Below are 20,731 nucleotides of genomic sequence, written 5' to 3'. Positions count from 1 at the left end.
GTGTCGAGCCGTTCACCGGCTCGCGAGGAAGGTGTCGAGCGACGGCCGCTGCGTCTTGTTCGCCGCCGCCGTTTCCTGCGCGTCGCCGATCGGCGCCATGTCGCCCTCGACATAGGGGAGGTCGGTCACTTCCACGGTCGCCCCCAGCTCGGTCGCGGCGTAGAGCTTCTTGGCGAATTCCGTCGGAACGCGGATGCAGCCGTGCGACGCGGGAAAGCCGGGGTTCCTGCCCGCGTGGATCGCGATCCCGTCCCAGGTCAGTCGCTGCATGAAGGGCATCGGCGCGCCGTCGTAGAGGTTGGAGCGGTTCATCTCCTTCTTCTGGAGGATGGCGAACACGCCCACCGGTGTGTCCTTGCCGTCCTTGCCCGTCGACACGGTCGAGACCGCGACGAGGGTATCGCCGCGATAGACATAGGCCCGCTGGTCGGGGATCGAGACGCGGATGCTGACGGGGCCGAGCGACTCGTCGTCCCCCCATAGGTAACGACCGGGGGCGAGCGTGGCCGCGGCCTGCGCCAGCGACGCCGAAGCGCTTGCGCCGCCGTCGGCGCGGGCGAAGGCGGGCGTCGTGGCGAACAGCATCAGGACGCCGCTAAGCGCGGCGACGCGGGCGAGAACGATCTTCATGGCATGTCCCTGGACCGGGGCCGATCACGTCATCGGCGGTTGTCAAGGAGGAAAACGTCTAACGGTCGATTTGGGTTCATCCGCTGTCGTGAGATTGTCGCGCGACGAACCGTGCAGCTCGTGCGACGGTGACGACCAGCCGTGCGCAAGCCACGGTAAACGTGCGAGGAAATCTTCACGTTCAGCCCTATATGATCGGAAGTTGAATTCGCTTGGGGTACAGCCATTCATGATCGACTCGCGTGACGTGGCACAGTCTCGCCGCGCCCTGCTCAAGACCGGTGGCGTGCTCGCCGGCGCGTTGCTGGTACCGGGAATGGTCTCTGCACGGGTGAAGCGGCTCGCCGTCGCGCCGTCGCCTCCGGTCGACCTGCCGCCGCCGCCGGTCGCGCCGCCGCGGGTGTTCGCCCGGCCGGTCACCTCGCCGCGCGTCATCCGACCGGATCTGTTGCGCCGCGCGATGGCCTCGCTCGACGCGCACACCGCACGGCTCGGCGCGCGGGACCGGATGGCGATCGTCGACTTCGCCGCGCCCTCCTCGCAACCGCGGTTGCACCTCTTGAACCTCACCGACGGGCGCTCGACCTCGCTGCTCGTCGCCCACGGCAAGGGCTCCGACCCGCGCCACACCGGCTGGCTCGAGCGCTTTTCGAACGTCGACGGGTCCGAGGCGTCGTGCGACGGCGCGTTCCTCGCCGCCGATTATTACGTCGGCAAGCACGGCCGGTCGCAGCGGCTGATCGGCCTCGACTCGACCAACTCGAACGCGCTCTCGCGCGCGATCGTGGTGCATGGCGCCTGGTATTCGAACGCGGACATGCTGCGGACGCACGGCATGCTGGGGCGGAGCCAGGGCTGCTTCGCCGTCGGGGAGAACGAGCTGGCGGGGCTGTTCGACAAGCTCGGGACCGGTCGGATGATCTTCGCCGCGAAGGTGTGACGCGCACGATCCGTCGCGCGTCGGGGAGGATCGGTTAGGCGCGCCGCGCTGCGCGCACCGCCCCGATCAGCCGCGACCACGCCAGTTCGTCCAGCCCCGCATGGCCGAGCCCGAGATGGTCCGGTCGCACCGCCACCGCATCCGCCAGCGTGATCGTCCCCGCGCGCAGCGAGGCGCGGACCACGCCGCCCCAGCGACGCGCGGTTTCCCAGCGGATCAACTTGTGGTCGTCGCGCGACAGATCGTGCGTGTCGAAATGCGCGCGCTGGAGCCGCACCAGCACCTCGCCGAGCGTCGCCAGCGCGGCGCGGTCGGGCGCGGGCCTCCGCGTCATCAGATGCGCGACCACCAGCGCCGCGGCGGCTGTGGCGTCCTCGCCGAGCAGCGGCGCATAGGCGCTCGCCAGCACCCGCGTGGCATTGGCCGTCATCATCGTCTCGTACTTGATCGAGGCGTTGTCGCCGTGGAGCCGGTAGAGCACCAACTCGTCGTCGAGCCGCGCGATCTCGCCGAACGGCAGCAGCCGGTGGTAGAGATCGAAATCCTCGGCGTAGCGCCGGTCGGGATCGGTGAACGGCTCCAGCCGTCGGGCCGCGTCGGCGCGCACCATCGCGGTCGACCAGGCGAGCGGATTGCCGATCCGCAAGAGCCAGCGGATCAGGGCGGGGGTGGTATGCGCCGGGTAGTTCGACGGCTCGATCCGCCCGTCCTTCAGCAGCGCGACTGCGGTCCCGAGCAACACGGCGTCCGGGTGCGCGTCGAGCCAGGCGACCTGCTTCGCCAGCCGCTCGGGCAGGCACAGGTCGTCCTGGTCGAGCGCGGCGAGATAGCGGCCGCGCGCCTCCGCGACCGCGCGATTGCGCGCGCGCACCGGCCCGCCGTTCACCTCCGCCTCGATCACCCGGAGCCGCGGGTCGTCCGAGCGACGGAGCACGGCGAGCGTGTCGTCGGTCGACTTGTCGTCGACCACCACGATCTCGAAGTCGGTGAAGGTCTGCGCCTTCAGGCTGGCGAGCGTCTCCTCGATCAGCGCGGCGCCGTTGTACGCCGCCATGATGACGCTGACCGCAGGATCGCTCACGCCGCCGCCCGCGCTTCTTCGGCGAGCAGTTGATCGACGATCATCATGCCGACATCGTTCTGCCACAGCCACAGTCCGTTCGCCTGGCCGGAGAAGCTCGCCTCGCCGCCGAGCCGCCCCCAGGGGACGAAGCCCGCCGCCAGGCCGATGCCGAACACGCCCGGCACCGGCGCGCCGCCCGCATCGACGATCCGGCAGTGGCGATCGACCATCGGCGCGCCGTCGTGCGCCGCCAGCGCGAGCGGCGCACCGGCCGCGGTCTCGAGCGGCAGCGCGCGCGGTCGATAGCCGAGCGCGGCGATCACCAGGTCCGCCTCGGCGATCACGCGCCGCGCCTCGGCGTCGTCGGCGGAGGCGATGCGGTGGAGGCGAACGCGCGGATCGGGCGTGCGGCCGTCGACTCCGAGCATCCGCAGCACCAGATCGCGCGCCTCCAGTCGGAAGCCGGCGAGCCGATAGACGAAGCCCGACACCGGGCATATGTCCTCCGGGCCGAAATCGGTAAAGCCCTCCGCATGCGCCGCCTCGACCGAATGGTAGAAGGGCCGGATCGGGCGCCGATGGAGCAGGGTGATGGCGTCGGCGCCCAGCGCGAGCGGCGGGCGCCCCTTCAGGAGCAGCGCGATCGTGGTCAGCGCGCTCGTCGAGCCGCCGACCACCGCGATCCGCGGCGCGCGCTTCGCCGACAGCAGATCAGCGACCGTGTCGTAGCCGCCGACCGCCAGCACCTCGTCCGACTGGAGCAGCCGGTCGCCGGCCTGTGTCACCAGCGGCTCGCCGGCGACGACCTGCGCCGCGAGGCGGTCGAGCGGTTGGTACCCGCCGGTGGCGATCACGAGATTGCGCGCGAGCCGCTCGCGCTCGCTCCCGTCCGCCAGCGAGCGCAGTCGCACCCGCCACAGCCCGCCTTCGCCCTGCCGCGCCGAGACCACTTCGTGGCCGGTCAGCACCGTGCCGCCGTTCGCGGCGACGATCCCCGCCAGCCGGTCGCCGGTCGCGCGCAGCAGCGGCCCCACATCGACCAGGGGAACGCCGAGCGCATCCTTGTAGCGTTCGACGCCGCGCGCCGAGGGGTGCGTCGCCAACGCGGCGATTTCGGGATGGGGGTTGTTCGCGACTGCGGTCAGGAAGGTCTGCGCGGTGGAGTCGCTGGTGATCGCATAGCGTCCGAGCCGGCCGCCGCCGATCGCGTCGTCGCGCTCGACGATCGTGAGGCCGGCGCGCGCGAGGTCGGCGAGGCGGCCGTGCTTCGACGCCGCGGTGAGCAGCGCGGTGCCGGCCGGGCCGCCGCCGACGATCAGGACATGGTCGACCGCCGGGCGCGTCTCGACGATCGCGGGCCGCGCGGATACGCCGGCGCAGGTGCGGTCGAGCGCCGCGACGGCACGCTGCGCGTCGGCCGGGGTCATCGCATCGGTCAGCGGCAGCGTCAGGATCGCCGCCGACACGCGATCCGCGACCGGCGTCGCCTCGATCTCGGAGACCGATCGCACCCAGGGCTGCTCTCCCAGATGGGGGCTGAAATAGCGCCCGGTCCCGATCCCGTCCGCGTCGAGCGCGGCGCCGATCGCGTCGCGGTGCGGGGTCAGCGCGTCGGGGAGCAGCAGCGGCTGGAAACCCATCGCCTGCACGCCCACGGGTGCGGGCTGCAGTTGGTAGCGATCGCCGATCGCGCCGCGATACGCTTCCGCTACCGCGGTGCGCCGAGCGGTCACGGCGTCGAACCCCGCCAGCTTGGCGCGCGCCATCACCGCCAGCACCTCGGGCAGCTTGGCGTTCAAGCCGGGGAGCGAGGCCGAGCGCGGGCGCTCGAACCCGAAGTTCGCCATCGCCTGCAGTCGCGCGATCGTCGCCGGGTCGCCGCAGTGGATCAGCCCGCCCTCCGCGGTCGCGAACGGCTTGGTCGCGTGCATCGAGAAGACGAGGGGGAAGGGCGCGCCGCTCCCGAAGCCGCGTCCGCGGGCGTCGGCGGTGCCGAGCGAGGCGGCGGCGTCGATCACCACCGCGACGCCGAACGTCTCGGACAGCCAGCGGTAGCGCTCCAGGTCGATCGCGTAGCCGAAGGTCGCATACGGCACCACGACGGCGATCGCCGACCCGCGCTCGCGCAGCAGCCGCTCCTCCTCGGCCGGGCTCGCCGCCCAGGTCTCGGGATCGATGTCGCAGACCAGCGGGGTCAGCCCCGCCCAATAGGCGGCCTCGGCGGTGGCGGCGAAGGTCATCGCCGGCATCAGCGCCAAGCGGCCCGCGGGATCGCCGACCGCATCGCGGATCGCGATCATCAGGCCGAGCGTGGCATTGGCGACCGCCAGGCACGCACCCTCGCCGCCGAACAGCCGCTCGGTCGCTTCCGCTTCGAACGCGCGGACCTCGGGTCCGTTGTTCGAGAACAGACCCGACGCCTCGACCCGCTCGAGCGCCTCGCCGAGCTGGCTCAATCGGGGAGGCTGGGGGGCGATGAGGGGCAGGCGGCGCATGGCGGCTCCGGGAGGCGGGACGATCCCTGCGGCCATGCTCCGCCATCGGCTAAGAAGCGGTTACCCCTGCGGGATCCGCGAGCGATGGCGGTTTCGTCCAATACGCCGCGCCCAGGCGCGCCTAACGCGCGGGAAAACGGGAGGGCGACGGTGGCCAAGTACAAGGGAACCAACGGCAACGACACGATCTTCGGGTCGTCCGGCGACGACTCGATCGTGCCCTTGCTGGGGCAGGACACGGTCGATGGCGGTGGGGGGTACGACACGCTGACGGTCGATTATGCCTCGATCGCCGTCGCCGCCTTCTACAGCCACATGGCGATCCAGGCCGACGGCGGCTGGAGCGGCGTGCTCGCCGGGGGGCACGACGACACGTTGAATTTCGTCGACTTCCAGAACGTCGAACGCATCAAGTTCACCGCCACGCAAGGCGCCGATTACCTGACGATCGACCTCGGCGCGCTGGCGCCGGACAAGTCGCGGCTGAGCCTCGACGGATCGGGCGGCGACGACACGCTGTCGGTGCTCGGCGGCGAGCTGACCAAGCGGCTGACGCTGACGGTCGCGGAGGACGGCAAGGTCAAGTCGAACTTCGCCGCGCTCTCCGGCTGGGAGCATTACGACATCGGCCTCGGGCTGAGCGCGGGGAACGCGCTGGTCCTGGGCGGCGGCGACGACCGCGTGTCCTCCTCGGGCGGGCAGGACACCATCGATTGCGCCGGCGGCGACGATCAATGGGCCGGCTATTACCAGGCGATCGACGCCGACATGACCTTCTTCTTCACCACGGCCACCGCGACGGCGACCGCGACGAGGGACGGCGTCCAGATCGCCGAGGTCAAGAATGCGGAGAGCTTCCTGTTCCAGACCGGCGCCGGCGACGACATCGTCACCGCATATGGCGGGGCCGGCTACTTCGACGGCGGCGACGGAGCGGATCAGATCGCGCTCAATCCGTACGGCGCCGGCGGGCCGATCCGGTACGAGGTCTATCAGGCGAGCGCGGCGGTGCTCGCCGGCGCCGCGACGCCGCTGGGCGGGGGCGATCCGATCACCTTCTACGGATATGAAACCATCGTCGGCGGCGGCAGCGATGGCGCCGACCAGTTCGTGTTCGACGTCTCGCAATTCGCGCTTCCGGATACCGGCTTCGAAATCTATTTCGCGGCGGGCGACGGCGCGGACAGCCTGACGCTGGACCTCGGCGCGCAGGGCGCGGTGTCGATCGCGCGCGACTATATCGGCTCAGGGCATATCGTCGGGCTGGGCGCGTCCACGTCCGTCAGCTGGAACGGGATCGAGGCGGCGACCGTGATGCTGGGCGCGGGCGACGACACGGTGGCGTTCAGTATCGCCGCCACGACGCTGACGGTCGACGGCGGCGGCGGCTTCGACACGGTCGACTTCGGCTATTCGGGATCGGGCGTGACCTTCGATCTCGGCAAGACGATCGCGCAAGCGGTCGACGGCATCCTCGTCACCGCGCAGAACGTCGAGGGCGTGATCGGGAGCGCGAACGACGACCATCTGGTCGACAGCGCCGCCGCCAATTTCGTCCAGGCGGGCGACGGCGACGACATCATCTCATCCGCGGCGGCGAGCAACGCCGGCTTCGACGGGTTCGACGGCGGCGACGGCTTCGACATCATCGATTACGCTTCCGCCGGCGGCGCGGTGTACGTCAGCCTCGCGATCACCACCGCGCAGAACACGGGTGCCGGCGGGTTCGACACCCTGACCGGCTTCGAGGAGCTGGTCGGCAGTGCCTATGCCGATGTGCTGACCGGCAGCGCCGGCGACGACACGCTCGTCGGCTATCTCGGAAACGACCTGCTCGAGGGCGGCGCGGGCGATGACGTGCTGTACGCCGGCGATGGGAACGATACCGTCAGCTACGCGAGCGCCACCGCCGCCGTGACCGTGTCGCTGACCCTCGCCAGCCAGAACACTGGCGGCGCCGGCACGGACTATCTGTCGCTGGTCGAAAATCTGGTCGGGTCCGCCTACGGCGACAAACTCGGCGGGGATGGCGGGGCCAACCGGCTGTCGGGCGGCCGCGGCGCCGATACGTTGACCGGACTCGGCGGCGCGGACGTGTTCGCTTACTCCAGTAAGCTCGATTCGACGAGTTCCGCATACGACACGATCGCGGACTTCAGCCATGCGGCCGGTGACAAGATCGACCTTCAGGCGATCGACGCGAAGGACGGCGTCAGCGACCCGATCCGGATCAACGACGCCTTCACCTGGATCGGATCGGACGCCTTCCACGGCGTCTCGGGCGAACTGCGCGAAGTGGCGGCGCGGGGCGGCGGCTACTTCCTCTACGGCGACACCAACGGGGACAAGACCGCGGACCTGACGATCTTCGTCCAGGCCACCACGGCGCTGCTGCCGAACAGCGACATCGTCCTCTAACGGCGGTCGAACGCCTCGAGCTCGTAAGCGATCGACGCCTCGACCAGCGCGTCCCACAGCCGCGCGATCGCGTCGGCGGGGAGGCCTGCGTCGGCGGCGGCGGCGCGGGCGGCCGCGATGACCTGCGCCTTGCGCGCCTCGTCGCGAACCTGGCCGCGCTCGGGCTTGATCCGCGCGGCGGCGTCCATGTAGGCGAAGCGGCGGGCGAGAAGCGCGATCAGTTCGCGGTCGACCTGGTCGACCCCGGCGCGGACCTCGGCCATGGTGGTGCAGTCTGATCCGGGAAGCGTCATGGCCGCGGGGTAGCGCGGATCGCGGCGCTGTCCAGACTTGACCCACCGCACCTTCGCCGCTACGCGCCCCGCTTCGCAATCGCCCCTGCACCCCGGTGAAGCAGGCGGCCTGCCCGGCATCCGCCGACGCAGCGCGAGACCGGGACCAACGTTGTCCGCAGTTTGCCAAGGAATCACGATGTCGAAGCGCTCCAGCGCCAAGCACAAGCTCGATCGCCGCATGGGCGAGAACATCTGGGGTCGTCCCAAGTCCCCGGTCAACAAGCGTGAATACGGCCCCGGCCAGCACGGTCAGCGTCGTAAGGGCAAGGTGTCGGACTTCGGCATCCAGCTGCGCGCGAAGCAGAAGCTCAAGGGCTATTACGGCGACGTCACCGAGAAGCAGTTCAAGCACTGCTACCAGGAGGCCGCCCGGATGAAGGGCGACACCTCGCAGAACCTGATCGGCCTGCTCGAGCAGCGGCTCGACATGATCGTCTATCGTGCGAAGTTCGCGCCGACGATCTTCGCCGCGCGCCAGCTCGTCAGCCACGGCCACGTGCGGGTGAACGGGGTCAAGTGCAACATCGCGTCGCGGCGCTGCTACGTCGGCGACGAGATCACGCTGGGGTCGAAGGCGCAGGAGATGGCGCTGGTGATGGAGGCGCAGAGCCTCGCCGAGCGCGAGATCCCCGATTATGTCGCGCCCGACGGCGCCGCCAAGATCACCTTCGTCCGCGTGCCGACGCTCGACGAGGTGCCGTATCCGGTGAAGATGGAGCCGAATCTGGTGGTCGAGTTCTACAGCCGCTGACGTCGAGCTCCGGCGCGGCGGGAGCACGGCGCTCGCCAGCGGCTCGGGCGGCCTCGCTCAAGCGAGGTCAACCGCCTCCGTCGCGGTCACGATGAAGCGAAGAAGGGCGGTCTTCCTCCGGGAGGGCCGCCCTTCTCGCGTCACATCCCCAGCGCCGCCCGCAGGAAGGCGTCGGACTTCTCCAGCATCTGCGCGCGCACCGCGCTGTCCTCCAGCTGGTGGTCGAGGCCCTTGAACTCGACGAGTTCGACCGTCTTGCCCGCGCCGCGCAGGCGGCTGGCCATCACGCGCGATTGCTCGATGTCGACGTTCACGTCGAGGTCCCCGTGGAACATCAGCACCGGCGCGGCGATCGCGGCGGCGTTGCGCGCGGGCGAGCCCTGGAGGACGTGCGGTCCGCGCCCGATCATCGCATCGACCTGCGGGAAGTTGACGAACTTCTGCGATTCGGTCCGTAGCAGTTCGAGGTCGGTGACGGGCGCCACCGCGACCACCGCGCGGAACAGTTTGGGATCGAGCACCGCGCCCTGAAGCGCCGCATAGCCGCCGTAGGACCAGCCGACGACCGCAAGCCGGTCGGCCCGGGCGATGCCTTGTCCGACGAGCCACCGCCCTGCGTCATCGACGTCGCCGATCGCCGTCCGCCATGACTGGAAGCCGTTCTTCTGAAACCAGCTGGAGCCGTACCCCGCCGAGCCGCGGAAATTGGGTTGGAGCACCGCAAAGCCGCGCGCGGCGAAGAACTGCGCCCACCAGTCGAAACCCCATTCGTCGCGAGCGAACGGGCCGCCGTGCGGCATCACGATCGCGGGAAGGTTCTTCCCGTCGCTGCCCACGGGCAAGGTCAAATAGCCCGGGATCGGCGTGCCGTCCGCGGCGGGGAAGGTGACGGGCCTGACGCTGGCGAGCTTGACGCCGGCGAGTTCGGGACGATCGGGCAGCACTTCGTCAAGATGGTGCGACGCCTTGTCGAAGACGTAATAGCGTCCCGGCTCGACATCGCTCCCGGCGTGGACCAGCAGCCGCGCTTCGCCGTTGCTGGCGTCGGAGAAGTCGATCAACGGCAGCTTCGGCAGGGCGCGGCCAAGCGACGCCTGGATCCGCTTCAGCTCGGGATCGAAATATTCGACGGCGCGAACCTCGGTCGCATAGCTGACGCCGACCACGCGCCGCCGGCGACCGAGCTGGACGAGATCGTCGACGTCGACGTCGGGCCGAGCGAGCACGAGTTCGCGTTTTCCGCTGCCATCGAGGGCGACCCGGAAAAGCGCCTCGCGCCCAGCCTGGACGTCGAAGCCGTAGGCCGCGTTGCCGTCGCGATCGACGGCGACGGGATTGAAGCCCTTGTCCAGCCCCGACGGGTTGGTCTCGACCCTGCTCAGCGGCTCCCACGCCTGCGACTGCGGCTTGCGGAAGAAATAACTCACGGTGTTGGTGAGATATCCCGTTCCTGCGACCGGTTGCGTTCCCATCAGACGGACGACGCCGTTGCCGTCGGTGAGGTAGCTCGCGGTCTTGTCGCGGACGGGTTCGACGGTGTGGCGCTGAAGCGTCAGCGTGTCGACCGTCTCGGCGGTCAAGCCGCCGACCTTGTTGGCGATATGCGTGCCGATATCGCGCTCCGGCACGACATAGCGCGTCATCATGATCTGCCCGTCGCCCGCCAGCCAGTCGATCACCGTGCCACTACTCTGCACGAAGCCGAGCTCGCGGCTGCTCGCACGCGGAGTCACCAGCTTCACCTGGGTGCCGTCGCTGTTCATCGCGAGCAGCCGGCTCAGCCAGAGGAGTTGCGCGCCGGCCCGCTGGATCGTGTCCACTCGGCAGATCAGGCGGGTGTCGGTGATCCAGCGGCAGTCGCGAACATGCTCGTCGCCTCCATCGGATGCGGAGATCGTCGTCGGCGCGCCGCCCTTTTGCGGATCTGCGATCAGGATCTGCCAGCCGCGCTCCTTGTAAGGCGCGACGAGCGCCACCTTGCTGCCGTCGGGCGAGAGGCTGATCGCGCCGATCAGCGGCCGCGCGCCGAACGCCTTGGCGGCGACGGCGCTGGTCATCGGCTGGCCTTGCGGCTGCGCGGTCTGCGCCTGCGCGCCTCCCGACACCGCGACCAGAGCGGTCGCGCCAAGCAGTGCGATCTTCATGATGCCCCTTTCATGTCCCTTGGCGGCCATCGCTGCCATGCACCCGGCGGCGGCGCAAGCGTGGCGCGCCGCGTCGGAGCGCGCTATCTGATCGGAATGAAACCTCCTCTCCCCGAATGGGCGCGCCACAAGGCGGTCTGGATCGGCTTTCCCAGCCACCCCGAACTCTGGGCCGAGGACCTGGAGCAGGCGCGCGAAGAAGTTGCCGCCTTTGCGCGCGCGGTCCATGCGGACGGGCGTGGCGAGCAGGTGCTGCTGGTCGCCGCCGACGCCGAGGCGGGAGACGCGGCCAAGACGCTGGCGCCGTTCGCGACGGTGATCGTCGAGCCGTTCGGCGATATCTGGCTGCGCGACACCGGCCCGATCATCGCCGGCGACGGCACCGCGCGCGACTTTCTGTTCAACGGCTGGGGCGGGAAATACGATCTTCCCGGCGACGAGGACATCGGCGCGCGCCTTGCCCGTGCCCGCGGCAAGACGGTGAAATGGTGCGACTGGGTGCTGGAGGGCGGCGCGATCGACGGCGACGGCGCGGGCCTCGTGGTCACCACCGAGCAATGCCTGCTCAACCCCAACCGCAACCCGGGGCTGTCCCGCGCCCAGATCGAGGAACGGCTCCGCGCGGACCTCGGCTACGACCGGATGCTGTGGCTGGGCGAGGGCTTGCTGAACGACCATACCGACGGCCATGTCGACAACCTCGCCCGCTTCATCGGCGAGGGGCGGTTGGCGATCCCGGTCGCCGCCGACAACGATCCCAATTGGCGGGTCTACCAGAATGCGGCCGAGCGGGCGCGGGCGGGCGGTGCCACGGTGGTGCCCGTCCCCTCTCCGGGACGGGTGATCCGCGACGACGAGATCGTGCCGGCGAGCTACATGAACTTCTACATCGGCAACGCGGCGGTGGTGGTGCCGATCTACGGGGCGCCGGACGATGACGCGGCGGTCACCCAATTCCGCGCGCTGTTCCCGGACCGCGACGTCGTCGGGTTGCGCGCCGACGCGATCCTGACGGGGGGCGGCAGCTTCCACTGCATCTCGCAGCAGATCCCGGCGTAGCGCGGCGGGGCGGCCGCCCCTACATGCGCGCCCATGACCGAGATCACCGTCGCCGCGCTCCAGCTCGCCTTTTCGGACAATCTGGAGGCGAATATCGCCAAGGTCGCCGACGCGGTGCGTCAGGCGCACGGCCAGGGTGCGCAGGTGATCCTGCCGCCCGAGCTGTTCGAGGGCGAGTATTTCTGCCGCGTCGAGGACGAGGGGCTGTTCGCGCAGGCGAAGCCCGTCGGCGAGCACCGCGCGGTGCTGGCGATGCAGGCGCTGGCCGAGGCGCTGGGCGTCTGGATTCCGACCAGCTTCTTCGAGGCGGACGGACCGCATCACTACAACAGCCTCGCGATGATCGGCCCCGACGGCGAGGTCCGCGGCGTCTATCGCAAGAGCCACATTCCCGACGGCCCGGGTTACGAGGAGAAGTTCTATTTCCGCCCGGGCAACACCGGGTTCAAGGTGTGGGACGGCCCCGCGGCGAAGCTCGGCGTCGGCGTCTGCTGGGACCAATGGTATCCCGAGACCGCGCGCGCGATGATGCTGATGGGGGCGGAGGTGCTGTTCTATCCCACCGCGATTGGCAGCGAGCCGCACGACACCTCGCTCGACACCGCCCGGCTGTGGCGGCGGGCGATGGTCGGCCATGCGGTGTCGAACGTGGTGCCGATCGTCGCCGCGAATCGGGTGGGCACCGAACACGGCCAGACCTTCTACGGCACCAGCTTCATCTGCGACGAGCGCGGCGACATCCTCGCCGAACTGGGCCGCGAGGACGAGGGCGTGATCACCGCCACGATCGACCTGAACATCGTCAAGCGCCACCGCGCCGCGTTCGGCTTCTTCCGCGATCGCCGGCCCGAGCTGTACGGGCGGTTGGTGCAGGACGTGTGACGCGCGGGTGACGGGCTTTTCACTGGCGCCCGCACCGGCGCAGTGCTGAATCCCGGCCATGGAAGTCGAGCTCAGCGCCGAGGCCAAGGACAAGCGGCTGAACCGCGCGGTGGCGGTGACCGTCGTCGCGCTGTCGGTGACGATGGGGCTGGGCAACATCAAGGACGGCAACATCGTCCAGAACATGGCGCAGGCGAAAGCCGATTCGGTCGATCGCTGGGGCGAATATCAGGCGACCAAGACGAAGACCCATATCGCCGAGACCGCGCGCGCCGAGCTCGCGGCGATCGGCACGCCCGCGGCGATGGCGGCGATCCCCGCGATCGACACCGAGATCGGCAAGTACCGGTCCGAAGCGCCCAAGCTGTCGCGCGAGGCGCAGGGATTCGCCGATCGGTACGACGCGCTCAACGTCCACGACGATCAGTTCGACGCCGCCGAGGCGCTGATCTCGACCGCGATCTCGGTGGCGGCGGTGGCGGCACTTGCCGAAAGCGGCTGGCTCCTGGCGGTCGCCTGGGCGTTCGGCGCATTCGGCGTGTTCATGGCGGCGTGCGGCTTCGCGGGTTGGGGGTTCCATCCCGACGTGCTGAGCACGCTGCTGGGCTAACCGTTTCGCAGCGCCAGCGCGCGCGCGAACACCGCCTCGAACATGGCCGGGGTCAGCACCCGCGTGTTCTGATTGTACCGTGAGCAGTGATAGCTGTCGATCAGCGCGCGCCCGCAGGGGGTCGCATGCTCGGCGAGGTGCCCGAACTTCGCGGCCGAGGGCCTGATGCCCAGCGCGCGCGCCGCGCTGTCGTGCGCGATGCTGCCGAGCGCGACGAAGACGCGGACGTTCGCAAGCGCGGCGATCGGCGCTTCGAGGAACGGGCGGCAGGTCCGGATCTCGAGCGGGGTCGGCTTGTTCTCGGGCGGAAGGCAGCGCACCGCGTTGACGATGACCGCGCCTTTCAGCCGAAAGCTATCGGCGGGGTCGGCGGCGTAGGTCCCCTCGCTCAAGCCGAACTTGGCGAGCGTCGCGTAGAGCAGCTCGCCCGCGAAATCGCCGGTGAACGGCCGTCCGGTCCGGTTCGCACCGTGCTTGCCCGGCGCCAAGCCGACGACGGCGAGCCAGGCGTCGGAGTCGCCGAAGGCGGGAACGGGGGCGTTCCACCAGTCGGGATGCTCGACGCGCAGCGCCTCGCGGAACGCGACCAGGCGCGGGCAGAGCGGGCAGTCGTGCGGCGGCTCGGTTGCGGGCAGGGGGGATGCGGTCGCCATGAGCAGCGGGTAGGGGCCGCTCGTGGCGACGACAACCTATCTGATCGCGCTCGGATCCAACCGGCGGGGGCGGCATGGCCGTCCCGGCGCCGAGGTTCTCGCCGCCGCTCATGCGCTGGGCGCGACGCGCGTCTCGCCGGTGATCGCCACGCCGCCGCTCGGACCCTCGATCCGCCGGTTCGCCAATGCGGCGGCGGTGGTCGAGAGCCCGCTGGGTCCGACGGCGATGCTGACGCTGCTGAAGGCGACTGAGCGCCGGTTCGGGCGGCGGCGAGGGCGGCGCTGGGGCGCGCGGGTCCTCGATCTCGATCTCGTCCTCTGGTCGGGCGGCGGGGTCCGGAGCCGGACGCTGACGATCCCGCATCCGGCGTTCCGCGAGCGGGACTTCGTGCTCGGCCCGCTCGCGGCGATCGTCCCGAGGTGGCGCGATCCGGTGACCGGGCACACGATGCGGCAGCTTCACGCGAGGTTGACCCGCCGCCGCCCGCTGCCTAGCTGACCCGAGCCGCCGGTGCGGGTCCGTAGCTCAGTCGGTAGAGCAAGCGACTTTTAATCGAGAGGTCCCGGGTTCGAGCCCCGGCGGACCCACCAGCGGCCTTCAATCCTCGGGATCGAACAGCGGCAGCAACGCGATCCCCTCACGTTCGAGCGCGGCGGCGAGCGCCTTGGCCTTGGCGAGATAGGCGTCAGCGTCGTCCCGCGACGGCGCCCGCCTGGCGTGATCGGCGGACCAGAGCGCGGCCGAAAGCGGCCGGAACAACACGCGGTCGGCGTCGCGCGCGCCGATCAGTTCGGTGGTGAGCATGGCCAGCCGATAGCGCGCGGCACTGGCCGGTGTGGTGACGACGCGATGAAAACGCCGTCACATCGGGCACGCGCTCGCTCGCTCAGTCCTTCCAGGCCCAATACAGCTGCGCCGGCGGCACGTTCCACCATTCCATCTCGTGATCGATGCGCGCGAAGTGCGGGGCCATGAAGTCGCGGCACTTGGGGCTGAACTGATAGACCAGGAACGCTCCGCCGACGTTCAGCACCGCATGCGTCTGTGCGCCGATCTGTTCGCCGACGCCGGGGGGCAGCGTGGAGAAGGGCAGCCCGGAGAGGACGTAATCGGCGTGCTCGTGACCGTGATCGCGCACGATCGCGCCGACGTCGGCGGCGGAGCCGTGGACCGCCGCGAAGCGCGGGTCGGTGATCGTGTGGCGCAGGTAGCGGATGAAATCGGGATTGGTGTCGATCGCGATCAGCTTCGCATCGGGCGCCAGCCGATCGAGGATCGGGCGACAGAAGGTGCCGACGCCGGGACCATATTCGACGAACAGCTTGGTGTTCGCCCAGTCGACCCGCCCCAGCATCTTGGCGATCAGCCGATCCGAGGAGGGGATCACCGATCCGACCATCACTGGGTGCTTCAGGAACCCGCGGAAGAACATGCCCCAGGGAGTCGGCACTCCGGAAGCACGGCTGCGCCTGCGGGGAAGCGCGGTGGTCGATGACGGCATGAAGATCCTGACGTTCTCTGTAACGGTAACAAAGGAGTGACCGTTGCCACGGTTGGCAAACGCCGCGCAAGCGCCCGGGTTGCGTCGCGCGCCGGATCGTTTCATCGCGGCACGGCGATGGGCAGCGAGCGGGAAGGACAGGTCGCGGTGATCTTCACGGCGCGGCGCACCGCGGCGGACGCCGCCGGCTACGCCGACGCGGCTGCGGCGATGGACCGGCTCGCGGCCGAACAGCCGGGCTATCGCGGTGCCGCGAGCGCGCGGGGCGAGGACGGCGTCGGCATCACCATAAGCTACTGGATCGACGAGGCGAGCGCGGTCGCGTGGCGGCGTCACCCGGACCATGCCGCCATCCGCGATCGCGGGCGCGGCCTTTGGTACGACTGGTACACGCTCGAAGTGACGCGGGTGACCCGCGCCTATGACTGGGCGCGCGGATGAGGGCGATCGACCGCCGCTTCACGTTGATGTTCGTGGTCATGCTGACGATCGCCGCGGGCAACACCGCGCTGCAATCGGTGCTGCCCGCGCTCGGTCGTGAGCTGGACGTGCCCGACAGCGCGGTCGCGGCGGCGTTCTCGGTCTCGGCGCTGCTGTGGGTGATCGCCGCGCCGTTCTGGGCGGACCGGTCGGATCGGCACGGGCGGCGGACGATGATCCTGCTCGGCATGGGCGGCTATGCGGTGAGCCTCACCTTGTGCGGACTGTTCCTGGCGGCGGGGATCAACGGCTGGATCGGCGGGACCACCGCCTTCCTGCTCTTCATCGCCGGTCGGCTGGTCTACGGCACGTTCGGCTCGGCCGCCCCGCCTGCGGTGCAGGCGCTGGTCGCGGGCGACACGACACGCGAGGAGCGGACGCGGGCGTTGACGCTGCTCGCCTCCGCCTTCGGGCTGGGGACGATCGCCGGACCGGCGGTGGCGCCCTATCTGCTGCTCGGTCATGTCGGATCGGTCGAACTGGGGCTGGCGGGCCCGGCGTTCGTCTTCGCGCTGTTCGGCGTGGCCGTCTTCGTCGCGATCCGGCGGATGCTCCCCGACGACCGCGGCGAGCCGGGCTTTCACGCGGCGACCGCCGCCTATCCCTCGGTCGGCGGGCAGACCGACGACGAGACGGTGACCGACGCGGTCGCGAGCCATGTCGAGCACGTCGCCTGGCGCGATCCGCGCATTCGCGGCTGGATGATCGCGGGCCTCGTGATGGGCCATGCGCAGGCGATGACCGGTCAGGCGATCGGCTTCCTGGTGATCGACCGGCTCCACCTCGCCCCCGCCGCCGCGCTCGAATCGACCGGCATCGTGCTGATGATGGGCGCGGGCGCGGCACTGCTCGCGCAGTGGGGGATCATCCCCGCACTCAATCTCGCCCCGCGCGGGCTGGTGCTGGTGGGACTGGTGCTGGCGGCGATCGGCACTGCGCTGACCGGGCTCGCGACCTCGCTCTACGGCATCGCCACGGCCTATGCGCTCGCGAGCCTTGGCTTCGGCTTCACTCGGCCCGGGTTCACTGCGGGCTCGTCGCTCGCGGTCGGGGCGGAAGCCCAGGGCAACGTCGCGGGCAAGGTGACGAGCGTGAACGGCGCGAGCTTCGTGCTCGGCCCGTCGATCGGCGTGGGGCTCTACCAGGCGAGCCACTCGCTGCCGTATCTGACGGCGGCGGCAGGGTGCGTGGCGCTGTTCGCCTTGGCCTGGGCGACGCTCGAACGTCGCTGAGAGGGGGCGCGCCACGTCCGTGCGCGCCCCCTTCCGCTGCCGCTACGCCCCCGCGTCCCGCGCGCGGGCGGGGAGGGCGAAGCCGATGGGCTGGAGCGCGGTCGCCTGCTGCTTCAGCTTGGCCGCCATCTGCTCGTATTCGCGTTCGACCTCCGGCGTCACGCTCGCGCGCGATTCCTTCAGCGCCTCGCGGAAGTCCGCCATCGTCACCTCACGCGCGTCCAGCGATCGGCGCAGCGCGATCAACCCGGCGCGGCGGACGACGTCGCCCAGGTCCGCGCCGGTGAATCGATCGGTCTCCGCCGCCACCGCATCGAGGTCGACGTCGTCGGCCAGCGGCATCGCCTCGCTCTGGATGCCGAGGATGCGGCGCCGCCCGGCGCGGTCGGGCAGGCCGACGTAGATCAACTCGTCGAACCGACCTGGCCGCAGCAGCGCCGGATCGATCAGGTTGGGGCGATTGGTCGCGCCGATCACTACCACCGACTGGAGCTCCTCCAGGCCGTCCATCTCGGCGAGGATGGTATTGACGACGCGCTCGGTGACCTGCGGCTCGCCGAGCCCACCGCCGCGTGCCGGAACGAGGCTGTCGAGTTCGTCGATGAAGATCACCGTCGGCGCGACCTGACGCGCGCGGGCGAACAGGCGGGTGATCTGCTGCTCGCTCTCGCCATACCATTTCGACAGCAGGTCGCTCGACTTGGTGGCGATGAAGTTCGCCTGCGCCTCGCGCGCGACCGCCTTCGCCAGCAGCGTCTTGCCGGTGCCGGGCGGTCCGTAGAGCAGGAAGCCCTTGGCCGGGCGGATGCCGAGGCGGCGGAAGGCGTCGGGATCCTTGAGCGGGAGCTCGACCCCCTCCTTCAGCCGCATCTGCGCGTCGTCGAGCCCGCCGACGTCGGACCATTTGGTGGTCGGCGCCTGAACCATCACCTCGCGCATGGCGGAGGGCTGGACGCGCTTGATCGCCTCCATGAAGTCCTCGCGCGTCACCGCGAGCGTGTCGAGCACCTCGGGCGGGACCGTCCGCTCCTCCAGGTTCAGCCGCGGCATGATCCGCCGGACCGCCTCGATCGCCGCCTCGCGGGTCAGCGCCGCCAGATCGGCGCCGACGAAGCCGAAGGTGGTGCGCGCGAGTTCGTCGAGGTCGACCCGGTCGCCCAGCGGCATGCCGCGGGTGTGGATGCCCAGGATCTCGCGCCGGCCGCGCTCGTCGGGGACGCCGACGACGATTTCGCGGTCGAACCGACCGGGACGCCGGAGCGCCTCGTCGATCGCCTCGGGACGGTTGGTGGCGGCGATGACGACGAGGTTCGCGCGCGCCTCCAGCCCGTCCATCAGCGTCAGCAGCTGCGCGACGAGCCTCTTCTCCGCCTCGCCGCTGACCTGCCCGCGCTTGGGCGCGATCGAGTCGATCTCGTCAATGAAGACGATTGAGGGCGCGTTCTTCGCCGCCTCCTCGAACACGCTGCGCAGCCGGCTCTCGGACTCGCCATAGGCCGAGCCCATGATCTCGGGGCCGTTGATGAGGAAGAACTGCGCGTCGCTCTCGTTCGCGACCGCGCGCGCCAGCCGGGTCTTGCCGGTGCCGGGCGGGCCATGGAGCAGCACGCCCTTGGGCGGATCGACGCCCAGGCGTTGGAACAGTTCGGGATAGCGCAGCGGCAGCTCCACCATCTCGCGCAGCTGGTCGATCGTCCCGGCCATCCCGCCGATGTCGTCGTAGGTGACGTCGGCGCGGCGCGCCTCCTGCGGTTCCTCATATTCCGAACGCAGCTCGACCTCGGTGTGCTCGTCGATGTGGACGATGCCCTTCGGTGTCGCGGAGACGACGACGAGGCGGATCTCCTGGAGCGCATAGGCCGGGGCGTTGACGAACTGCTGCATTCCCGGCGGCATGTTGTGAACGCGCTGGTGGCCGGCGGTGGCGACCACGTCGCCCTGGCAGAGCGGGCGCCCGAAGAACACGCGCTTGAGCGCATTGGTGGATCCCTGCAGGCGGAAGTTCTGTTGAGCGGGGGCGAAGACGACGCGGGTCGCCGCGTTCGATTCGGCGCGGCGGATCTCGACGAAATCGCCGGAGCCGACGCCGGCGTTCGCGCGCTGGAGGCCATCGACTCGGATCAGCTCCAGCCCCTCGTCCTCGGCATAGGGGCCGACGGCGCGGGCGGCGGTCGTCTTCTTGCCGACGATCTCGATCACCGCACCGTCACTCAGCGCAAGCGACGCCATCACCGCGCGCGGGAGATGCGCGATCCCGCGCCCGCTATCCTCAGGACGCGCATTGGCGACCTGCAATTTCCGCGTCTGGGCTTCGCCGTCCGCCATCACATCACTCCGCCTGTCTCAGAAGCGCGTGAGATAGGAAGCCGGTTCCGGTTGGCGAGGGGGCGAGAAAAAAGGGCCGACCCGAAGGCCGACCCATGAAAGTTTTTAGGAGAGGATGCCTGAAAGGCCCGCCCTATGTGCTGGCCGGTCGCATCTTGTGCAAGTGCGAAATGATCCACTTCGATTGCGTTTTTTGCAAGTTGATGGGTCGCAGGGCTTGATCCCTGCCGGTGTTCCGACATGATGCGACGCAGCAAGGACGATCGCGATGCGCAGGCTGCCTCCACTGACGGCGATCGAGGCCTTCATCGCGGTGGCGCGCCTGGGTTCGATCAAAGCCGCGGCGCAGGAGCTGGCGCTTTCCGCTCCCGCGCTCAGCCGCCGTGTCCAGACGCTCGAGCGGTATGTCGACCGACCGTTGTTCGAGCGCCGGCACCAGGCGATGACGCTCAACACCGACGGCGAGCGTCTGGTCGACACGCTCGCGCCGCTGATCGATCAACTGTCGGACGCGGTCGAGGAGATGACCAGCGGGGGCGAGGTCCTGCGGCTGCGGCTCGGGGTGCTGCCGCTGTTCGCGTCGCAGCGGCTGTTCCCTCATCTGGGCGAACTGCGCGCGACCCATCCCGAGCTGCACCTCGACATCGACACCGCGAGCCACGGCATCGCCCGGCTGGGGGAGGGGCTCGACGCGGTGATCGCGCTGGCGCGCGAGATCGATCCCGCCCTCTACTCGCGGCGGCTGGACCGCAACAAGGTGTACGCCATCGGCGCGCGCGCGCTCGTCGAGGGAGCCAGGCCGGTGGTCCGGCCCGAGCAGCTCGCGGAACTGACCGTCCTCCTCCACCGCGAGATGAGCGAGAATCTTGCCGCCTGGAAGCAGGATGCGGGGGTGCCCGACATCGAGCCCAAGGCGATCGACCTGTTCGATTCGGGGCCGCTGATGCTCGAGGCGGCGGCGCAGGGCCTGGGCGTCGCCTTCATGCACGAGAGCCATTATCTCGACGCCAACGACCCCCGCCTGGTGCGGCTGTTCGATGTCGAGGTCGAGAGCCCGTACAGCTACTGGTTCGTCTGCCGGCCGCGTGCGCTCCAGCAGAAGCCGGTGCGGATCTTCCGGGACTGGCTGATCGCGACGGTCGGCGCAGCGAGCACGCCGACCGCGTGAGTGCCGGCAAGACGCGCAAGCCCGCCGGCCCTGGCATAACCCGG

The 20,731-nt window shown here is 70.0% G+C and carries 19 protein-coding genes and 1 tRNA gene; 11 read left to right on the top strand and 9 right to left on the bottom strand.

Going from position 1 to position 20,731, the window contains the following annotated elements:
* Positions 1 to 12: 12 nt before the first annotated feature.
* Positions 13 to 630, bottom strand: a complete 618-nt coding sequence (locus AC4GYY_RS06430; protein WP_491119438.1) for a L,D-transpeptidase family protein — start codon at positions 628 to 630, stop codon at positions 13 to 15.
* A 229-nt stretch (positions 631 to 859) separates the two neighbouring features.
* Between AC4GYY_RS06430 and AC4GYY_RS06425 the strand changes: the two genes are divergently transcribed.
* Entirely contained in the window at positions 860 to 1,570 is a 711-nt protein-coding gene (locus AC4GYY_RS06425; RefSeq protein ID WP_491119437.1) for a murein L,D-transpeptidase catalytic domain family protein, read from the top strand.
* Positions 1,571 to 1,604: 34 nt separating this feature from the next.
* On the opposite strand, the gene AC4GYY_RS06420 is transcribed toward AC4GYY_RS06425, so the two are convergent.
* Positions 1,605 to 2,651, bottom strand: coding sequence for a glycosyltransferase family 2 protein (locus AC4GYY_RS06420; protein ID WP_491119436.1), 1,047 nt, complete (start codon positions 2,649 to 2,651; stop codon positions 1,605 to 1,607).
* Positions 2,648 to 5,128, bottom strand: a complete 2,481-nt coding sequence (locus AC4GYY_RS06415; protein ID WP_491119435.1) for a DegT/DnrJ/EryC1/StrS family aminotransferase — start codon at positions 5,126 to 5,128, stop codon at positions 2,648 to 2,650. The genes AC4GYY_RS06420 and AC4GYY_RS06415 overlap by 4 nt, the downstream gene beginning before the upstream one ends.
* Before the next feature lie 150 nt (positions 5,129 to 5,278).
* Between AC4GYY_RS06415 and AC4GYY_RS06410 the strand changes: the two genes are divergently transcribed.
* The gene (locus AC4GYY_RS06410) at positions 5,279 to 7,546 is read left to right on the top strand and encodes a calcium-binding protein (protein WP_491119434.1); all 2,268 of its coding nucleotides are present in this window, start codon (positions 5,279 to 5,281) and stop codon (positions 7,544 to 7,546) included.
* Here the strand turns inward: AC4GYY_RS06410 and AC4GYY_RS06405 are convergent.
* Positions 7,543 to 7,839, bottom strand: a complete 297-nt coding sequence (locus AC4GYY_RS06405; protein WP_491119433.1) for a chorismate mutase — start codon at positions 7,837 to 7,839, stop codon at positions 7,543 to 7,545. The two genes, AC4GYY_RS06410 and AC4GYY_RS06405, sit on opposite strands and share 4 nt — an antisense overlap.
* A 178-nt stretch (positions 7,840 to 8,017) precedes the next feature.
* Here AC4GYY_RS06405 and rpsD point away from each other — a divergent pair, with 178 nt between their 5' ends.
* Positions 8,018 to 8,632, top strand: a complete 615-nt coding sequence (gene rpsD, locus AC4GYY_RS06400; protein ID WP_491119432.1) for a 30S ribosomal protein S4 — start codon at positions 8,018 to 8,020, stop codon at positions 8,630 to 8,632.
* 140 nt (positions 8,633 to 8,772) lie between these two features.
* Here rpsD and AC4GYY_RS06395 read toward each other — a convergent pair whose 3' ends face one another.
* The gene (locus tag AC4GYY_RS06395; RefSeq protein ID WP_491119431.1) at positions 8,773 to 10,776 is read right to left on the bottom strand and encodes an alpha/beta hydrolase family protein; all 2,004 of its coding nucleotides are present in this window, start codon (positions 10,774 to 10,776) and stop codon (positions 8,773 to 8,775) included.
* Positions 10,777 to 10,872: 96 nt separating this feature from the next.
* On the opposite strand from AC4GYY_RS06395, the gene AC4GYY_RS06390 reads away from it, so the two are divergent.
* From AC4GYY_RS06390 to AC4GYY_RS06380, 3 genes are read left to right on the top strand one after another with little or no spacing between them, the layout of a single operon-like run.
* Positions 10,873 to 11,835 (top strand): agmatine deiminase family protein, encoded by a 963-nt coding sequence (locus tag AC4GYY_RS06390; protein ID WP_491119430.1) that lies wholly within the window; start codon positions 10,873 to 10,875, stop codon positions 11,833 to 11,835.
* Between the two features lie 33 nt (positions 11,836 to 11,868).
* Positions 11,869 to 12,717 (top strand): N-carbamoylputrescine amidase, encoded by an 849-nt coding sequence (aguB, locus tag AC4GYY_RS06385; protein WP_491119429.1) that lies wholly within the window; start codon positions 11,869 to 11,871, stop codon positions 12,715 to 12,717.
* A 58-nt stretch (positions 12,718 to 12,775) separates the two neighbouring features.
* Positions 12,776 to 13,327 carry a DUF4337 domain-containing protein gene (locus AC4GYY_RS06380; protein WP_491119428.1) on the top strand — a complete coding sequence of 184 codons (552 nt, stop codon included), beginning with the start codon at positions 12,776 to 12,778 and terminating at the stop codon, positions 13,325 to 13,327.
* Here AC4GYY_RS06380 and AC4GYY_RS06375 read toward each other — a convergent pair.
* Positions 13,324 to 13,980: a uracil-DNA glycosylase gene (locus AC4GYY_RS06375; protein WP_491119427.1), complete on the bottom strand. Its 657-nt coding sequence runs from the start codon at positions 13,978 to 13,980 to the stop codon at positions 13,324 to 13,326. The genes AC4GYY_RS06380 and AC4GYY_RS06375 overlap by 4 nt on opposite strands.
* A gap of 22 nt (positions 13,981 to 14,002) precedes the next feature.
* Here AC4GYY_RS06375 and folK point away from each other — a divergent pair, with 22 nt between their 5' ends.
* Together folK and AC4GYY_RS06365 are read left to right on the top strand one after the other, a co-directional pair.
* Positions 14,003 to 14,479 carry a 2-amino-4-hydroxy-6-hydroxymethyldihydropteridine diphosphokinase gene (gene folK, locus AC4GYY_RS06370; RefSeq protein ID WP_491119426.1) on the top strand — a complete coding sequence of 159 codons (477 nt, stop codon included), beginning with the start codon at positions 14,003 to 14,005 and terminating at the stop codon, positions 14,477 to 14,479.
* 16 nt (positions 14,480 to 14,495) lie between these two features.
* Positions 14,496 to 14,571: transfer RNA gene (locus tag AC4GYY_RS06365), tRNA-Lys, on the top strand.
* Positions 14,572 to 14,578: 7 nt separating this feature from the next.
* Here AC4GYY_RS06365 and AC4GYY_RS06360 read toward each other — a convergent pair.
* Together AC4GYY_RS06360 and AC4GYY_RS06355 are read right to left on the bottom strand one after the other, a co-directional pair.
* Entirely contained in the window at positions 14,579 to 14,785 is a 207-nt protein-coding gene (locus AC4GYY_RS06360; protein ID WP_491119425.1) for a hypothetical protein, read from the bottom strand.
* A gap of 82 nt (positions 14,786 to 14,867) precedes the next feature.
* Positions 14,868 to 15,482, bottom strand: a complete 615-nt coding sequence (locus tag AC4GYY_RS06355) for a class I SAM-dependent methyltransferase (protein ID WP_491119424.1) — start codon at positions 15,480 to 15,482, stop codon at positions 14,868 to 14,870.
* 117 nt (positions 15,483 to 15,599) lie between these two features.
* Here AC4GYY_RS06355 and AC4GYY_RS06350 point away from each other — a divergent pair, with 117 nt between their 5' ends.
* Both AC4GYY_RS06350 and AC4GYY_RS06345 read left to right on the top strand, forming a co-directional pair.
* Positions 15,600 to 15,923 carry an antibiotic biosynthesis monooxygenase family protein gene (locus AC4GYY_RS06350; RefSeq protein ID WP_491119423.1) on the top strand — a complete coding sequence of 108 codons (324 nt, stop codon included), beginning with the start codon at positions 15,600 to 15,602 and terminating at the stop codon, positions 15,921 to 15,923.
* Positions 15,920 to 17,194, top strand: a complete 1,275-nt coding sequence (locus tag AC4GYY_RS06345) for an MFS transporter (protein ID WP_491119422.1) — start codon at positions 15,920 to 15,922, stop codon at positions 17,192 to 17,194. The genes AC4GYY_RS06350 and AC4GYY_RS06345 overlap by 4 nt, the downstream gene beginning before the upstream one ends.
* A gap of 42 nt (positions 17,195 to 17,236) precedes the next feature.
* On the opposite strand, the gene AC4GYY_RS06340 is transcribed toward AC4GYY_RS06345, so the two are convergent.
* Complete coding sequence (locus AC4GYY_RS06340; RefSeq protein WP_491119421.1) at positions 17,237 to 19,519, bottom strand: CDC48 family AAA ATPase; 2,283 nt, start codon at positions 19,517 to 19,519, stop codon at positions 17,237 to 17,239.
* A gap of 268 nt (positions 19,520 to 19,787) precedes the next feature.
* On the opposite strand from AC4GYY_RS06340, the gene AC4GYY_RS06335 reads away from it, so the two are divergent.
* Positions 19,788 to 20,687 (top strand): LysR substrate-binding domain-containing protein, encoded by a 900-nt coding sequence (locus AC4GYY_RS06335; RefSeq protein WP_491119420.1) that lies wholly within the window; start codon positions 19,788 to 19,790, stop codon positions 20,685 to 20,687.
* Positions 20,688 to 20,731 lie beyond the last annotated feature (44 nt).

The organism is Sphingomonas sp. SP6 (assembly GCF_058313435.1).
This window is presented reverse-complemented; position numbering and strand designations above follow the sequence as displayed.

Excerpts from the sequence above, each read along its gene's own strand:
- AC4GYY_RS06425 (WP_491119437.1), top strand. The coding sequence starts at position 860 with ATGATCGACTCGCGTGACGTGGCACAGTCTCGCCGCGCCCTGCTCAAG.
- AC4GYY_RS06355 (WP_491119424.1), bottom strand. The coding sequence starts at position 15,482 with ATGCCGTCATCGACCACCGCGCTTCCCCGCAGGCGCAGCCGTGCTTCC.
- AC4GYY_RS06430 (WP_491119438.1), bottom strand. The coding sequence starts at position 630 with ATGAAGATCGTTCTCGCCCGCGTCGCCGCGCTTAGCGGCGTCCTGATG.
- AC4GYY_RS06380 (WP_491119428.1), top strand. The coding sequence starts at position 12,776 with ATGGAAGTCGAGCTCAGCGCCGAGGCCAAGGACAAGCGGCTGAACCGC.
- AC4GYY_RS06360 (WP_491119425.1), bottom strand. The coding sequence starts at position 14,785 with ATGCTCACCACCGAACTGATCGGCGCGCGCGACGCCGACCGCGTGTTG.
- AC4GYY_RS06395 (WP_491119431.1), bottom strand. The coding sequence starts at position 10,776 with ATGAAGATCGCACTGCTTGGCGCGACCGCTCTGGTCGCGGTGTCGGGA.
- AC4GYY_RS06415 (WP_491119435.1), bottom strand. The coding sequence starts at position 5,128 with ATGCGCCGCCTGCCCCTCATCGCCCCCCAGCCTCCCCGATTGAGCCAG.
- rpsD (WP_491119432.1), top strand. The coding sequence starts at position 8,018 with ATGTCGAAGCGCTCCAGCGCCAAGCACAAGCTCGATCGCCGCATGGGC.
- AC4GYY_RS06405 (WP_491119433.1), bottom strand. The coding sequence starts at position 7,839 with ATGACGCTTCCCGGATCAGACTGCACCACCATGGCCGAGGTCCGCGCC.
- AC4GYY_RS06390 (WP_491119430.1), top strand. The coding sequence starts at position 10,873 with ATGAAACCTCCTCTCCCCGAATGGGCGCGCCACAAGGCGGTCTGGATC.
- AC4GYY_RS06345 (WP_491119422.1), top strand. The coding sequence starts at position 15,920 with ATGAGGGCGATCGACCGCCGCTTCACGTTGATGTTCGTGGTCATGCTG.
- AC4GYY_RS06350 (WP_491119423.1), top strand. The coding sequence starts at position 15,600 with ATGGGCAGCGAGCGGGAAGGACAGGTCGCGGTGATCTTCACGGCGCGG.
- AC4GYY_RS06340 (WP_491119421.1), bottom strand. The coding sequence starts at position 19,519 with ATGGCGGACGGCGAAGCCCAGACGCGGAAATTGCAGGTCGCCAATGCG.
- AC4GYY_RS06375 (WP_491119427.1), bottom strand. The coding sequence starts at position 13,980 with ATGGCGACCGCATCCCCCCTGCCCGCAACCGAGCCGCCGCACGACTGC.
- AC4GYY_RS06335 (WP_491119420.1), top strand. The coding sequence starts at position 19,788 with ATGCGCAGGCTGCCTCCACTGACGGCGATCGAGGCCTTCATCGCGGTG.
- aguB (WP_491119429.1), top strand. The coding sequence starts at position 11,869 with ATGACCGAGATCACCGTCGCCGCGCTCCAGCTCGCCTTTTCGGACAAT.